16 protein-coding genes are annotated in these 14,559 nt (G+C 64.1%); 13 read left to right on the top strand and 3 right to left on the bottom strand.

Annotation, left to right across the window (positions count from 1 at the left end; genetic code table 11):
- Positions 1 to 10: 10 nt before the first annotated feature.
- The 3 genes from IE125_RS01395 to fliE all read right to left on the bottom strand — a co-directional run bounded on the left by IE125_RS01395 (position 11) and on the right by fliE (position 2,093).
- Positions 11 to 712 (bottom strand): pseudouridine synthase, encoded by a 702-nt coding sequence (locus tag IE125_RS01395; protein WP_189442800.1) that lies wholly within the window; start codon positions 710 to 712, stop codon positions 11 to 13.
- Positions 713 to 839: 127 nt separating this feature from the next.
- The gene (locus tag IE125_RS01390; protein WP_189442799.1) at positions 840 to 1,646 is read right to left on the bottom strand and encodes an amidohydrolase; all 807 of its coding nucleotides are present in this window, start codon (positions 1,644 to 1,646) and stop codon (positions 840 to 842) included.
- Positions 1,647 to 1,775: 129 nt separating this feature from the next.
- The gene (fliE, locus tag IE125_RS01385; protein WP_189442798.1) at positions 1,776 to 2,093 is read right to left on the bottom strand and encodes a flagellar hook-basal body complex protein FliE; all 318 of its coding nucleotides are present in this window, start codon (positions 2,091 to 2,093) and stop codon (positions 1,776 to 1,778) included.
- A gap of 474 nt (positions 2,094 to 2,567) precedes the next feature.
- Here fliE and fliF point away from each other — a divergent pair, with 474 nt between their 5' ends.
- From fliF to fliR, 13 genes are all read left to right on the top strand, one after another.
- A complete protein-coding gene (gene fliF / locus IE125_RS01380; protein WP_189442797.1) occupies positions 2,568 to 4,406 on the top strand; it encodes a flagellar basal-body MS-ring/collar protein FliF in 1,839 nt (612 codons plus the stop codon).
- Positions 4,403 to 5,401, top strand: a complete 999-nt coding sequence (gene fliG / locus IE125_RS01375; protein WP_189442796.1) for a flagellar motor switch protein FliG — start codon at positions 4,403 to 4,405, stop codon at positions 5,399 to 5,401. The genes fliF and fliG overlap by 4 nt, the downstream gene beginning before the upstream one ends.
- Positions 5,388 to 6,137, top strand: coding sequence for a flagellar assembly protein FliH (locus IE125_RS01370; RefSeq protein WP_189442795.1), 750 nt, complete (start codon positions 5,388 to 5,390; stop codon positions 6,135 to 6,137). The genes fliG and IE125_RS01370 overlap by 14 nt, the downstream gene beginning before the upstream one ends.
- Positions 6,130 to 7,581, top strand: coding sequence for a flagellar protein export ATPase FliI (fliI, locus tag IE125_RS01365; RefSeq protein ID WP_189442794.1), 1,452 nt, complete (start codon positions 6,130 to 6,132; stop codon positions 7,579 to 7,581). Before IE125_RS01370 ends, fliI begins: the two co-directional genes overlap by 8 nt.
- Positions 7,582 to 7,795: 214 nt before the next feature.
- Positions 7,796 to 8,251: a flagellar export protein FliJ gene (gene fliJ, locus IE125_RS01360; protein WP_189442793.1), complete on the top strand. Its 456-nt coding sequence runs from the start codon at positions 7,796 to 7,798 to the stop codon at positions 8,249 to 8,251.
- A gap of 75 nt (positions 8,252 to 8,326) precedes the next feature.
- Positions 8,327 to 9,820 carry a flagellar hook-length control protein FliK gene (locus IE125_RS01355; protein WP_189442792.1) on the top strand — a complete coding sequence of 498 codons (1,494 nt, stop codon included), beginning with the start codon at positions 8,327 to 8,329 and terminating at the stop codon, positions 9,818 to 9,820.
- A gap of 204 nt (positions 9,821 to 10,024) precedes the next feature.
- Positions 10,025 to 10,516, top strand: a complete 492-nt coding sequence (gene fliL, locus IE125_RS01350) for a flagellar basal body-associated protein FliL (RefSeq protein WP_189442791.1) — start codon at positions 10,025 to 10,027, stop codon at positions 10,514 to 10,516.
- Between the two features lie 17 nt (positions 10,517 to 10,533).
- Complete coding sequence (gene fliM / locus IE125_RS01345; RefSeq protein WP_189442790.1) at positions 10,534 to 11,541, top strand: flagellar motor switch protein FliM; 1,008 nt, start codon at positions 10,534 to 10,536, stop codon at positions 11,539 to 11,541.
- Positions 11,534 to 12,064, top strand: coding sequence for a flagellar motor switch protein FliN (gene fliN, locus IE125_RS01340; protein ID WP_229808863.1), 531 nt, complete (start codon positions 11,534 to 11,536; stop codon positions 12,062 to 12,064). Before fliM ends, fliN begins: the two co-directional genes overlap by 8 nt.
- Positions 12,065 to 12,074: 10 nt before the next feature.
- Positions 12,075 to 12,545 (top strand): flagellar biosynthetic protein FliO, encoded by a 471-nt coding sequence (gene fliO / locus IE125_RS01335; RefSeq protein ID WP_189442789.1) that lies wholly within the window; start codon positions 12,075 to 12,077, stop codon positions 12,543 to 12,545.
- A gap of 74 nt (positions 12,546 to 12,619) precedes the next feature.
- The gene (gene fliP / locus IE125_RS01330) at positions 12,620 to 13,306 is read left to right on the top strand and encodes a flagellar type III secretion system pore protein FliP (RefSeq protein ID WP_189443171.1); all 687 of its coding nucleotides are present in this window, start codon (positions 12,620 to 12,622) and stop codon (positions 13,304 to 13,306) included.
- A 64-nt stretch (positions 13,307 to 13,370) separates the two neighbouring features.
- Complete coding sequence (gene fliQ, locus IE125_RS01325; protein ID WP_189443170.1) at positions 13,371 to 13,640, top strand: flagellar biosynthesis protein FliQ; 270 nt, start codon at positions 13,371 to 13,373, stop codon at positions 13,638 to 13,640.
- 14 nt (positions 13,641 to 13,654) lie between these two features.
- Positions 13,655 to 14,449 carry a flagellar biosynthetic protein FliR gene (gene fliR / locus IE125_RS01320; RefSeq protein ID WP_189442788.1) on the top strand — a complete coding sequence of 265 codons (795 nt, stop codon included), beginning with the start codon at positions 13,655 to 13,657 and terminating at the stop codon, positions 14,447 to 14,449.
- The last annotated feature ends 110 nt before the right edge of the window (positions 14,450 to 14,559 follow it).

Raw genomic sequence — 14,559 nt, 5'->3', positions numbered from 1 at the left:
GTCAGCATGCCTAAAACGACGCGATCTCCTCGGCAGTGAGGAAGCGACACTCACCCGGCTCGAGGTCGGCATCGAGAGAGAGCGCGCCAATAGACTCGCGATGCAGCGTCACGATCGACAGACCGACAGCGGCCGTCATGCGCCGCACCTGATGATAGCGCCCTTCGGTAACGCCAATGACGACCTCGTGATCGGCCAGCCGCTCGAACGTCGCCGGGCGCGTGGCCTGCTCTTCACCCTGCAGCACGATCCCTGCCTCGAAGCGCTTCTTGAGCCGCCTGGCCACGTTGTCGCTCAACGGAGCCTCCAGCGTCGCTCGGTAGCGCTTGAGACAGGCACGGTTGGGCGATGTCACGCGGTGCGTCCACTGCCCGTCGTCGGTGATCAGGAGCAATCCCGATGTCTCGACATCGAGTCGCCCAACCGGATGCAGACGTTCACGCTGGGGAATCTCGATCAGCTCCATGACCGACGGATAGTGCGTGGGGCGCAGCGAACACTCCACGCCGACGGGCTTGTGCATCATCAGATAACGCCACCCCACTCGCGTGATGGGCTCCTCCTGCCAGCGAATATCGTCCTCGTCGGAGACCTGCCTGGCCCCATCCTTCACCGGCTCGCCATTGACGGTCACCTCCTCGAGACGCAGCACGCGCTTGGCCTGGCTGCGGGTCAATTCGGTGGCTTCGCTGAGATATCGGTCCAGACGCATCGGTGACTATTCCTCGGATCAATCGAATTCGGTATGTAAGCAAGGGTGGAGAATAAAGGGGAATCAGGCTCGTGCGGCATGCGGCGGAATCCGCACGCGCGCATCGGGGCGTGTAATGAGGCCGGAATCAATCCAGAGCCAGCGTGAAGCGATCGGCGTCGCGCCAGGCGGGAAACTTGTCGCGGAAGGCAGCAAGCGCCTCCGAGGAGAGCGTGGCGGTCTCGACGAACGCCTCGCCCTGGGGCCGGTCGACGATAGGCTCTCCCTTGAAATCGATCACCATCGAATCGCCGGCGTAGGTCAGGCCGTTGCCATCTTCGCCGATGCGATTGACGCCGATGACGTAGCTGAGATTCTCGACCGCTCTCGCCTGCAGCAGCGTGCGCCACGAGTGACGGCGTGCCGCCGGCCAGTTGGCAACGCAGAGCAGTGCATCGTACTCGAACGCCTCACCCTCGCTCGGCTGCTGGCGCAGCCACACCGGAAAACGGAGGTCATAGCAGACGCTCAGCAGAATTCGGAAACCGTTGATCTGCACGACGGCCCGCGAACCACCGCCAGTGTAGTGGTCGGGCTCCGCGCCCATGCGAAAGAGGTGGCGTTTGTCGTAGTAGCTGACGTCGCCGGTCGGCGTGACCCAGATCAATCGGTTGTAGCAGCTACCGTGATCGGCGATCGCGAGACTGCCGGTGATCGCACAATCGCGCTCGCGAGCCTGTTCGATAAGCCATTGGATCGAGGGGCTGTCCTGGGCCGGCTCCGCCAGCGTTTCCGACTGCATGCTAAAGCCGGTGGCGAACATTTCAGGGAGCACGATCAGATCCGTCAGGCTGCCATCCAGCGCCGCCATGGCGGCATGGAGCGCGCGCCGATTGGCTGCCGCGTTCTCCCAGACCAGATCGGTCTGTACCACGCTCACCCGCAATTCGCCCATCGTCATTCTCCTTCTTTCTGCCGTGGCAAGGACCACGATCGCTTACGCCAACGGCGTGTCATCGCTGAGACGATAGCAAAGATGGAGAACCCTGTCGGCGTTCACATGAGTGACAGGTTTGACGCGAGACTAGATCTGCATGCCCATGACTTCCTTGTAGGCGTTGACCAGACGATTTCGCGTCTGCACGCCCATCTCGAAGGCCACGCTTGCCTTCTGCATGTCGATCATGACGTCGTTGAGCGCAACGTCCGGATCGCCGGCCTGGAAAGCGGCCGTCTGCTTCGCCGCGCTCTGCTGCATGGCGTTGATTCGCGTGAGCGACGCCTCGAAAGCACCGGCAAAGTCGCCGGTGCCGTTCGACGCATCCGGCGATGTCTGCCCCGCCGCCTGGGCGGAGAGCGCCTGCATCTGCTGCAGCGCAGCCTGGATCGCGGGGGCGCTCATCGCGACCGCCCTGCCGGCGAGGCGTTGGCCGACATCGGCGTATTGGCATCCATCATATCGTCACCTGAGATGTGCCGACGGGCCGTCTCGCGAGGCAGGTTTGCCGCGAATCGACTTCCCGAGCGGTCGTTTTCGATGCTGGCAGCCTACCAACACTCTTCTCACCGCCATCGCGCTAAATGCGCCTGAAAACCTCGGCTTTTTTGTCCTTCGCCCTTTACGGCCAGACACATAATGGCTGCCATCCCAATAACGCCCCGATTCCGGGCAGCGTTGATCGCCTCTCGAACCTCGAGGCCGTCGACGATACCGGAGGCCGGAAGAGCCGATGCTTTGCAGGGAGCGGATTACCGCTATGTTTTCGAACCACATCTCGCTGTCGAGTCACCTGTCGTCGACCTGGATGTCAATGAATCGTCGCACGAGTGAGCGCGCGCCGCTTTCCCGTCCGCTGACAGCCGAACAGGGACGCTCATGAGCACCGCCACGTCCCCTAACGAGACGCCCAAGAACGCGTCGACCAGCAGCGGCCGCAACAGTCAGGCAGCCGCCGCGAACAGTCGTGACTGGCTGAACAAGCTCACCAGCAGCCCGCGCATTCCGCTGCTGGTCGCCGGTGCCGCGGCGGTGGCGATTCTGATCGCGCTGCTGCTGTGGGCACGCAGCCCTGACTATCGCGTGCTCTACTCGACGCTCACCGACGCCGACGGCGGTCGTATCATCACTCAGCTCGACACCATGGGCGTACCCTACAAGTTCAGCGACGGCGGTCAGGCGCTGCTGGTGCCGGCGGATCAGGTACGCCCGCTTCGCCTCAAGCTCGCCGAGCAGGGCCTGCCCGAAGCCAGTGGCGTCGGCTTCGAGTTGATGGACAATCAGGCGTTTGGCATCAGTCAGTTCGCCGAACAGGTGAACTACCAACGCGCGCTCGAGGGCGAGCTGGCACGCACGATCGCCACACTGGGCAACGTCGACAAGGCGCGCGTCCACCTGGCAATGCCGAAACCCTCGGTCTTCGTGCGCGAGAGCCAGCCGGCCAGCGCCTCGGTCGTGCTCGATCTGCAGCCGGGCCGCGTGCTTGACGAGGGCCAGGTCAATGCCATCGTGCACATGGTGTCCAGCGCCGTACCGCAGCTCGCCACCGACGATGTCACCGTGATCGATCAGAACGGCGATCTGCTGACCTCGCGTGCCAGCGACGGCGCTCAGCTCGACGGCACGCAGCTCGACTACGTGCGTAATCTCGAAGGCGCCTATGCCGACCGCATCGAGGATATCCTCGCGCCGATCGTCGGCGCCCGTAACGTGCGCGCTCAGGTCACCGCTCAGGTCGACTTCTCGCAACGCGAGCAGACCGCCGAACGCTACGGCCCCAACCAGGGTGACAACCCGGCGGCCGTGCGTAGCGAGCAGAACAGCTCCTCTTATCAAAGCGATGCCGATCTCGCCATGGGCGTGCCGGGCGCGCTCAGCAATCAGCCACCGGGCACTGCGGCGTCTCCGATCAACGACCCCGCAACGCAGGCCAATGCCAACGCGGCCGGACAGAATGGCAACCCGAATGGTAATGCCAACCCGAACGGCAATGCCAACGCCCAGAACGGCAATCAGACCGGGGCCGGCAACGGCGCGCAGACCGCGAACAACAGTGGCAGCAGCGGGCAAGTACGGCGTGACAGCACGGTCAACTACGAGGTGGACCGCACGGTCGAACACGTCACGCAGCAGCGCGGCGGCCTGCAGCGCCTCTCCGTCGCGGTGGTCGTCAACTATCGCGATGGCGTCGACGACGACGGCAATCCGACTCAGGTCGCGCTGAGCGACGAGGAGATGACCAACATTCGCGGGCTGGTACGCCAGGCGATGGGCTATACCGAGTCTCGTGGAGACGATCTGGAAGTCGTCAACAGCCCGTTCCAGGTCAGCGCGGATACCTTCGAGGCGACGCCGTGGTGGCAGACCGCCGAGGCCTGGAGCCTGGCCAAGAGCGTGCTGAAGTACCTGCTGGTCGGCCTGGTCGCGCTGTTCCTCTGGTTCAAGGTGATCAAACCGCTGCTGCGCCAGCAGACCACCGAACTCGCCCCTGCCGCCCCGCCCACCCAGACGCCAGCACAGGCCACCGCCGCCGCGGCAAGCTATCAGCAGGTCGGCGAGATGGACGAGGCCGAAGTCGACGATCGTCCGGCGACGACCCGCAAGCGTGAGCGCCGCTCGTCCGGCTACGAGCAGGATCTCAAGGATGCCCGTGAGATCGCGCAGGAAGACCCCCGCTTGGTCGCCATGGTGGTCAGAACCTGGATGGAAAAGTCATGACGACAGAGATGACCGGCGCCCGTCGTGGCGCGATCCTGCTGCTCTCGCTCGATGAAGACAGCGCAGCGGAAATTTTCAAGTACCTCTCGACCCGCGAGGTGCAGGACGTCAGCCAGGAGATGGCCAAGCTCGGCCAGGTCTCCCACGAGGAGATGGCCGTCGTGCTGCGCGACTTCCACCGCGAAGCGGAGCAGTTCACCGCCATCAACCTGCATACCAACGAGCACATTCGCAGCGTGCTGACCAAGGCGCTCGGCAGCGAGCGCGCCAGCAGCCTGATCGAGGACATTCTCGAGACGAGCAACACCGCTTCCGGTATCGACTCGCTCAATCTGATGGAAGCCTCGATGGTCGCCGAATTGATCCGCGACGAGCACCCGCAGATCATCGCCACCATCCTGGTCCATCTGGAGCGCGGCCAGGCAGCGGATATTCTCGAGCTGTTCGACGAGAAGCTCCGCGACGACGTCATGCTGCGTATCGCCACGTTCAGCGGCGTGCAGCCAGCCGCCCTGCAGGAGCTGACCGAAGTCCTCACCTCGATGCTCGACGGCACCAACCTCAAACGCAGCAAGATGGGCGGCGTGAGGACCGCAGCCGAGATACTGAACCTGATGAACTCCTCGCAGGAAGAGCACGTCATCGAGATCGTACGCGCTCACAGCGAGGATCTTGCCCAGCGCATCATCGACGAGATGTTCCTGTTCGAGAACCTGCTCGACATCGACGATCGCGGTATCCAGCTCATCCTGCGCGAGGTCGAGACCAATTCGCTGGTCATCGCCCTGCGCGGCTCGGAAGAGGCGCTGGTCGAGAAGTTCACGCGCAACATGTCTCAGCGCGCCGCACAGCTGATGCGCGAAGACATGGACAACCGCGGACCGGTGCGGCTGTCTCAGGTCGAAACCGAACAGAAGGCCATTCTCGGCATCGTTCGCCGCCTGGCGGACTCCGGCGAGATCGCATTGAGCGGTGGCGACGATGGCTACGTCTGATCGCGACGGCAAGCCGACCGGCCACGAGGCCCAGTGGCATCGCTGGCAGATGGGGTCGCTCGAGCGAGAGCCTCGAGCCGCGTCCGGTAGCGAATCCGCCCATCGCGAACAGCAGCGACGCCGGCTGGAGACCCAGGCGCGCGACGCCGAGGCCAAAAAGGCCCGCGAAGCGGGATTCCAGGCCGGCCACGAGGAAGGCAAGGCGCAAGGTTACGACGCCGGTTATGCCGAAGGCCTCGCGGCCGCCCAGGCCGCGGCGGAGCTCGAGTTCCACAAGCGGGTGACGCTCTGCCTCGATCCGCTGGCAGAGCTCGCTGACGGCTTTCATCACGCCCTGCAATCGCTGGATGACCATATCGCCGATCAACTGGTCGAACTCGCGCTGATCGCCGGACGACAACTGGCAGGCGACGCCCTCGAGGCACACCCGGAGCAGATCCTCGCGATCGTCAACGAGCTGCTCGACGCCGACACCAGCCTGAGCGGCAAGCCGCGGCTCTGGCTGCACCCTGACGATCTCGAACTGGTGACGCAGTCGATTGGCGATGCGCTGGCCGCGGCCAACTGGGAATGTCTCTCCGACCCCGCGCTGGCGCGCGGCGGTTGCCGCGTGACGAGTGCCGGGGGTGGGCTCGATGCCAGCCTCGATACCCAGTGGAAGGCGATTCTCGATCAGCGACGCCACCGCCGCGTCAGCGCCCTGCCGGACGACGACCAGGCCGATACCGATGGCTGAGCTCGGCGATCGTCAAGGCATCGATGACCGTCAAGAGATCGGTGAACGTGGTGATCCCGGCGATCACCACGAGCGCTGGCGTTTCACGCTCGACAAGGTCACGCATCGCATCGAGGCGCTCTCCCGCTATCGCCACGAAGGCCGAGTCACGCGGGCCACCGGGCTGGTGCTCGAAGCCGTGGGGATCCGCCTGCCGCTCGGCAGCGCCTGCCTGATCGAACTGTCCGTGGGCCAGCTGCCCGATCACGAGGCCCGCTTCGCCGAGGCCGAGGTCGTCGGCTTCTCCGCCGACAAGCTGTTTTTGATGCCGCTGGCCGATACCAGCGGCCTGCTGCCCGGCGCCCGCGTCCTGGCCTTGAGCGGCAATCGCCTGGATATCGCCAGTGCTCGGCGCTTTCCGCTGGGAGACGGTCTGCTCGGCCGCGTGCTGGATGGCAACGGTCGCCCGTTGGACGATCTCGGTCCGCTGGAGCAGTCACCGCACGCGCCACTGGAAACACCGCCGATCAACCCGCTGGCGCGAGCCCCGATCGACACGGCCATCGATGTCGGCATCCGGGCCATCAATGGCCTGCTGACGGTCGGCCGCGGGCAGCGCATGGGACTGTTCGCCGGTTCCGGTGTCGGCAAGAGCGTGCTGCTGGGCATGATGGCGCGCTTTACCGACGCCGATGTCATCGTCGTCGGACTGATCGGCGAGCGCGGCCGGGAGGTCCAGGACTTCATCGAGAACATCCTCGGCGAGGAGGGGCTGGCGCGCGCCGTCGTCGTTGCCGCGCCCGCCGATACCTCACCGCTGCAGCGCATGCAGGGCGCCGCCTATGCCACCCGGCTGGCGGAAGATTTTCGCGACAAGGGACGCAACGTCCTGTTGATCATGGACTCGCTGACCCGCTATGCCATGGCCGCCCGCGAGATCGCGCTGGCCATCGGTGAGCCGCCGGCGACCAAGGGCTATCCGCCTTCGGTTTTCGCCAAATTGCCCAGCCTCGTCGAGCGCGCCGGCAACGGTAAACGCGGCGGTGGTTCGATAACCGCCTTCTACACCGTGCTGACGGAAGGCGACGATCAGCAGGACCCCATCGCGGACTCCGCCCGCGCGATTCTCGACGGCCACATCGTACTGTCGCGCCAGCTGGCGGAAAGCGGCCACTACCCCGCCATCGATATCGAAGCCTCGATCAGCCGCGCGATGCCGGCGGTCGTCGACGGCGGGCAGCTACGCCAGGCCCAGCGTTTCAAGCAGATGATTTCGCGCTATCAGCGTAACCGTGACCTGATCAATGTCGGCGCCTATGTCACCGGCCAGGACCCGCAGCTGGACCGCGCGGTGGCGCTCTACCCGCGGCTGGAAGGCTTTCTCGCGCAGCGCATGGACGAAAATTCGGATCGGGCGCATACCCTGGCCGAGCTTGGCCGGCTGGTACCGGCCGACGGCCCTTGATCGCATCGAATCGCGGAATGTGCCTCGGTGCGAACGCCGAACCTGATAACCGCAACCGTCTACGAAACGCGAATAGCGTACCCGCAAGCCCGCTTATCGTCCCTTAGACGCGACGCCAACCGGCAGACAATGGCACTTATCGAAGTTGTGTCGAAACCCGTCGTTTCGACAACCGATCGTGTCGAAAACCTTCGTGTGGGTAAGGAGGGGACTCTTGGGCAATCTGCAAGCCATGGAAATGCTTCGCGACCTCGCGCAGCGCAGCAGCGACAAGGCCGTCGAAGACCTTGGGCGGCTGCAGCGCCAGCAGCAGGACGTCGAACGCCAGCTCGAACAGCTCATGCAGTACCGCGACGAATATCAGCGCAAGCTGCATGCGACCCTGGCCAGCGGCGTGACATCGAGCCAGTGGCGAGACTATCAGCAATTTCTCGGGTCGCTCGAGCAGGCGATCGCACAGCAGCGGCTCCGCCTCGGCGACCAGCAGGCTCGCGTCGAGTCCGGTAAACGCCACTGGCAAGGCGAGCACCGTCGGCTCAACGCCTACTCGACGCTCCACGCCCGCGGTGAACGGGAGCTGGCTCACAGGGCCGCCAAGCACGAACAGCGAACCAGCGACGAGCTTGCCGCCCAGTTGAGACGGCGCCAGGCGGACTCGCGTCACTCTTGATGGTTTGACAGGTCTTGCCTCGACAGCTCTTTTTTCGCCCCATTCTTTTTCGTCCCTTTTTGCCGGAATCGCGACATGGACATCTCCCAACTGACCGCCAACGCCACACAGTCCTCCCGCGCCGGCACGAGCCCATCGCGATCCGAGAATTCGGGGTCCGCGGAGAGCGCGCCCTTCGCGACGGCCATGCAGCGCGCTCGGGATGCCGAGGAGAGCGCGACGCAGACGCCAAATACTGTTCAGGCTGGTGATCGCTCAGCGCAGCAGGCCAAGACCAGCGCCGACGCCGCCGCGAGCGTTGACGACAAGACGGCAGCGAGTACCCAGTCTTCTGGCAGCGAAACGGGAGAGCTGGCAAAAGCGCCCGCCTCGTCATCAACTGATACCGCGATGAACGACGCGCAAGCCGGCGATTCGCAGCGACTTCTGCCTGATGGCGTGCACGTCGACGGCGGCGCCCAAGCGACGCTGGCAGCCTGGATAGCCTCGCGAGAAAGCGGTCTCTCTCCCGCTCTCGGGACATCACCTGGCCCAACGGACAGCGGTGATAGCGACCTTGCCAACAGCGCTTTACCGCAGGGCGACCCCCTGACCGATAACGCTGCATTGGCAGCCATGGTCGCCGCGCTCGGCGGACAACTCGTCCCGGTGAACGCTTCCGGACAGACCGACCCAGCGCGCCGGGCGAGTCTGTCTGAATCCGGGCGCGCTGATCTGGCGGGCGCCTCGGTGTCAGGCCAGGCCATGGCGCTGGACACCGGCACTCGAGCGCAGCTGGCATCGTCGCCCCTCGCGGCGGACGACCCGGCACGGACCACCGATGATGTCCTTTTCCCCCGAGGTGACGCCACAACCTCGCGCCACGACGCCACGCAGCTGATGGCCAAGCTCGGAAGCGACGCGTCCCCGGCCGCTTCGAATGCCATTTCAGCGTCGCAGAAACCCGTCGACGGTAGCTTCATCAACGCGCTGGCCCAGCCGCTCAGTCGCTCAGGTGGGGACACCGGCAGTATCGATGCGGCCACGCTGGCAGCCACGACCAACGGTAGCGTCAGCAGCCACCTCGCCCCCGGCAGCGCGCCGGGCATGACAGCGACAACGGCGACCTCGACGGCACCGGCGGGCGCCACACTGCCGGTGGCGGTCAACTCACCACAGTGGCCCGCGGCGCTTGGCCAGCAGGTCGTCCAGATGCATCATCGCGGCGACCAGCAGATGGAGCTGCACCTGAATCCGCAGTCGCTAGGGCCATTGAGCGTTTCCCTCTCCGTTCACGATCAGCAGGCGCAGCTGCAGATCGCTTCCGCCCATGCGCCGGTGCGCGCCGCGGTCGAGGCGGCCTTGCCCCAGCTGCGCGAAGCGCTGGCGCAAAGCGGTATCGCGCTGGGTGAGACCAGTGTCGGCGATCAAAGCCAGTTCCAGCAGCAGCAGGACCCGCGAGGCGACACCTCGGGGCAGGGCCGCGCGATCGGAACAATGGCCGCCACCGGCGGCCTGGATATCCAGTCAGAGGCGCCTCTGCGTCCGGTCGCCATTGGCGCCAGGGGCAACATCAGCCTTTATGCCTGACGGCGGCTGCCGATAAACCGAGATGCCGGACGCTTTCCGCAAGCGTCCGGCATCTGACGTTATGCGGTGTCGTCTAGCCCGGCTTCAGCACGCCTATCTCCCACTGACGAAAGGCGAAGTTGGCAAACCGGAAGCGGCCTTTTCCATCGATCGCTGAAGGACTCGGCGCCGCATAATCCTCTGCAACTCCTCGGGATTACCGCTATGGCAGACGCAATGGCAGCACCGCAAGCCGCGCCGCGCAAGAAACGCACTCTCATTCTGATCGGACTGCTCGTCCTGCTGCTGGCGATCGCCAGCTCCGTCGCGGTCTATTTCTTCCTCGATGCGCGCGACAGCTCGCCGGTCGCGGCGGAAGACGCACCCCCGCCGGAGCCGCCGGTGCCGATTTTCGTGACGGTATCGCCGTTCACCGTGAATCTGCAGAGCGACTACGGCGACCGTTTGCTCTACGTCGGTCTGTCGCTTCGGGTCGGGGACGACAAGACCAGCGACTTCCTGGCACAGCACATGCCGGAAATCCGCAGTCGGCTCTTGATGCTGCTCTCCGGCAAAAGTGCCGAGGAACTGATCAAGCCCGCCGGGAAGATCGAGCTGAAGAAAGAGATCATGGGGCTTTTCGACACGCCCATCACCACGCCGCAGCCGACGTTGGCCATCGACGACGTGCTGTTCTCCGATTTCATCGTGCAGTAGGCGGCACCAGACTGACCATGTCCCAAGACGATTTGCTGTCGCAGGAAGAGATCGACGCCCTGCTCAATGGCGTCAGCGGCGACGACGACAAGCCGGCGGACGACACTCCCGGCGAAAAACGCACGCGGCCGTTCGATCCGGCGAATCAGCACCGGATCATTCGTGAACGCCTGCACGCGCTGGATATCATCAACGAGCGATTCGCGCGCCTGTTTCGCGTGGCGATGTTCAACCTGATCCGGCGTAGTGCGGATATCACGGTGACCGGCGTTCGCTACCAGAGCTACAGCGAGTTCGCCCGCAACCTGCCGGTGCCGACGAACCTCAACCTGATCAGCCTCAAGCCGCTGAAAGGCACCGCGCTACTCGTCTTTCCGCCGAGCCTGGTGTTCATGGTCGTCGACAATCTGTTTGGTGGAGATGGCCGGTTTCTCACCAAGTCGGACGGCCGCGAGTTCACCGCGACCGAGCAGCGCATCATTCAGCGCCTGATGACGCTGGCGCTGGAAGGTTACGGCGACGCCTGGAAATCGGTCTACCCGCTGGAGATCGAGTACATGCGCTCCGAAATGCAGGTGCGTTTCGCCAACATCACCAACTCGCCCAACGAGATTGTGGTCAACAGCACCTTCCACCTGGAGGTCGGCAACCTCGCCAGCGATTTCAATATCTGCATCCCGTTTTCCATGATCGAGCCGATACGCGACGTGCTTTCGAGCCCGATCGGCAGCTACGGCAGCGACGACACTCAGTGGGAGTCGCGCATGGCCGGCGAGATCAAGCAGACCCAGGTCGAACTGATTGCGGACTTCGCCGAAGTCGACTCGACTATCGCCGAAGTGATGTCTCTGAAGGTCGGTGACGTATTGCCGATCGACCTGCCGAAGAGCCTTGACGTGCGCGTCGACGGCGTCCCGGTCATGGCCTGTGAATATGGTACGCGCGAGGGCCACCGCGCCCTGCGGGTGAAGCATCTTATCGACCATGGTACGTACTCTGCCATGAAGGACTTCGACAATGAGTGACGATCAGAAACCGACTTCGAAAGACGAAGCAGCGTTGGAAACCGGTTCCGCCAACAGTGACGCCGAGACGGCCCAGAGCAACGCTGACGCCGACGATCTGTGGGCGGCGGCGATGGCCGAGCAAGGCGTCGAGCCCGAGTCTGAACCGGAAGCGCCGGAGGTGGCGACCAGTTCGCCGGAGATTACCGCCAAACCGTCTGCCGTCTCGGCCGAGGCCGGCGTCTTCCCCTCCTTCGACGAGGGAAGCGGTACTCGCGAAAGCCGCGATCTAGGCATGATCATGGACATTCCGGTGAAGCTCTCGGTCGAACTGGGCCGTACGCGTATCACCATCAAGCAGCTGCTCGAGCTGGCGCAGGGTTCCGTAGTCGAACTCGACGGTCTGGCGGGAGAGCCGATGGATATCCTGATCAACGGCTATCTCATTGCACAGGGCGAAGTGGTGGTGGTCGAGGACAAGTACGGCATCCGTATCACCGAGATCGTCACGCCATCCGAGCGCGTGCAGAAACTGAACCGATGAGTCGCGCTCGATGAATGACAGTGCTGCCACCCAGAGCGCCCAGATGGGTCATGACGCTACCGGCGGCGTCGGCTTGTTGATGTTCGGCAAGACCGCCATGTCGCTGCTCGTGGTTATTGCGATCATCCTCGTCTGCGCTTGGCTGCTGAAGCGAGTGGGCCCGAACCGTCGCGCGGGCACGCAGCATCTGCGTGTCGTCGCCAGTACGCCGGTGGGCCAGCGCGAGCGCGTTGTCATCGTCGAGGTCGAGGACCGCTGGCTGGTGCTCGGCGTCGGCGGCGGCCAAGTCACCAAACTGGATACGCTGACGCCGCCCGAAGCGCCGCCATCCCCGACCGGCGGCGCGCCGCTGGCCGGTGGCTTCGCGAGCCGGTTCACCCAGGCGCTCAGACAGAATGCGCGTCAATCGCTTGGCGGCAAGGCCTCTGGTCGTGACAGCTCTGGTCGTGACAGTTCTGATCAGGATGGCTCCCGCTCGTGATCCGCTACGCATCCATCAGGACCTTCGTGCTTACCGTAGCGGCATTGACCGCGGCATTCGGCAGCCAGTGGGCCATGGCGCAGGCGCTCCCCGGCGTGGTCAGTCAGCCGCTGGCCGACGGTGGCCAGCGCTGGTCGCTGAGCTTACAGACACTGCTGTTCCTGTCGTCGCTGGCCTTCCTGCCGGCGATGCTGCTGATGATGACCTGCTTCACACGGATCATCATCGTCTTGGGCCTGCTGCGCACGGCACTCAGCACGCCCTCGGCGCCGCCGACACAGGTGCTGATCGGGCTGGCGCTGTTCCTGACGTTCTTCGTCATGTCGCCGGTGCTGGATCGCATCTACGACAACGCCTGGCAGCCCTACGCCGCCGAGCAGATCTCGCTGGAAGAAGCCCTGGACCGTGGGGCGCAGCCGCTGCGCGAGTTCATGTTCGCGCAGACGCGAGAAGCGGATCTGGCGATGTTCGCGCGCATCGCCAAGATCGGCGACATGCAGGGCCCGGAGGACGTGCCCATGCGTATCCTGGTGCCGGCCTACGTCACCAGTGAATTGAAGACCGCCTTTCAGATCGGGTTCACGATCTTCATTCCCTTTTTGATCATCGATCTGGTCGTCGCCAGCACGCTGATGGCCCTCGGGATGATGATGGTGCCACCGGCGACGATATCGCTACCGTTCAAGCTGATGCTGTTCGTTCTCGTCGACGGGTGGCAACTGCTGATCGGTTCCCTGACGCAGAGTTTCTACATGAGCTGACCCTGATCGGGACGGCTTGTTCATGGCCAAAGCGGATCGCGGCGCGATCCCCGGGAGCATCGCAATGACGCCGGAAATGGTGATGAGTCTCGCCTACCAAGGCATGAAGCTGACTCTGATGGTGGCCGCGCCCCTGCTGCTCACGGCGCTGGCGATCGGCCTGCTGGTCAGCCTGTTTCAGGCCGCCACACAGATCAACGAGATGACGCTCTCGTTCATTCCGAAAATTCTCGGCGTGTTCGCGATGCTGATCGTCTCGGGATCCTGGCTGATCCAACTGCTGACCAACTTTACCCGCGAAGTGATTCAGAACATTCCCAATCTGGTCAGCTGACCGCGAAGGCGCCGATGATCGACATCACCTCCGCGCAGTGGCAGAGCTGGATCACGCTGTTCTTCTGGCCGACGGTGCGCATTCTCGCCTTCCTGATGGCGTCTCCTCTGTGGAGCACGTCAGCGGTGCCTCGCCAGGTCAAGCTGTTGTTCGGCATGGCAATTGCTCTGGCCATCGCCCCGACGCTCCCACCAATGCCGGATATCCCGCTCTTTTCGTTGACGGGGCTCGTCGTCATGCTCCAGCAACTGCTGATAGGCATTGCGATGGGCATGGTGCTGCGCATCATGATCGCCGTGGTGCAGACGGCCGGCGAGTTCATCAGCATGCAGATGGGGCTGGGGTTCGCGACCTTCTACCAGCCAGAGGCGGGTACCAACACCATGGTGCTGTCACGCTTTCTCGAGATCATGACGCTGCTGATGTTCATGGCCATGAACGGCCACCTCATCAGTCTTCAGATCCTTGCGTGGACGTTCGAGGTGCTGCCGGTGGGAGCCGATAGCCTCGATACGAGCTTTGCCGAAACGCTGGTGCGCTGGGGCGGCACGATCTTCTCCTCCGGACTGCTGCTCGCCATTCCGGTGGTCACCGCCCTTCTCCTGATCAACCTCTCGCTGGGCATTCTCAACCGAGCATCCCCGCAGCTATCGATCTTTTCGGTCGGCTTTCCGATGACACTGACCGCGGGTCTGGTGCTGTTTCTGGCGCTGGTACCCAACCTGGGCGGGTTCTGGAGCGATCTGTTCGATCAGCAGTTGCGCTTCATGCAGGGGCTTATCGAGCAGATGGCGGGGACGCCGCGTTAAGCGAAGGACGTTTTTTTAGCGCCTGCACCGCTCGCCGAACGCCGTCATCGAAGGGCGTCATCAAGGGCGGGCCAGAAACGCCAGAGGCCGGTTCCCGCGGGAACCGGCCT

Origin of the sequence: Salinicola rhizosphaerae, from assembly GCF_014652715.1 — a bacterium.
Classification (GTDB): Bacteria; Pseudomonadota; Gammaproteobacteria; order Pseudomonadales; family Halomonadaceae; genus Salinicola; species Salinicola rhizosphaerae.
Note: the sequence above shows the minus strand (reverse complement) of the source record. Positions and strands in the feature narration are given on the sequence as shown.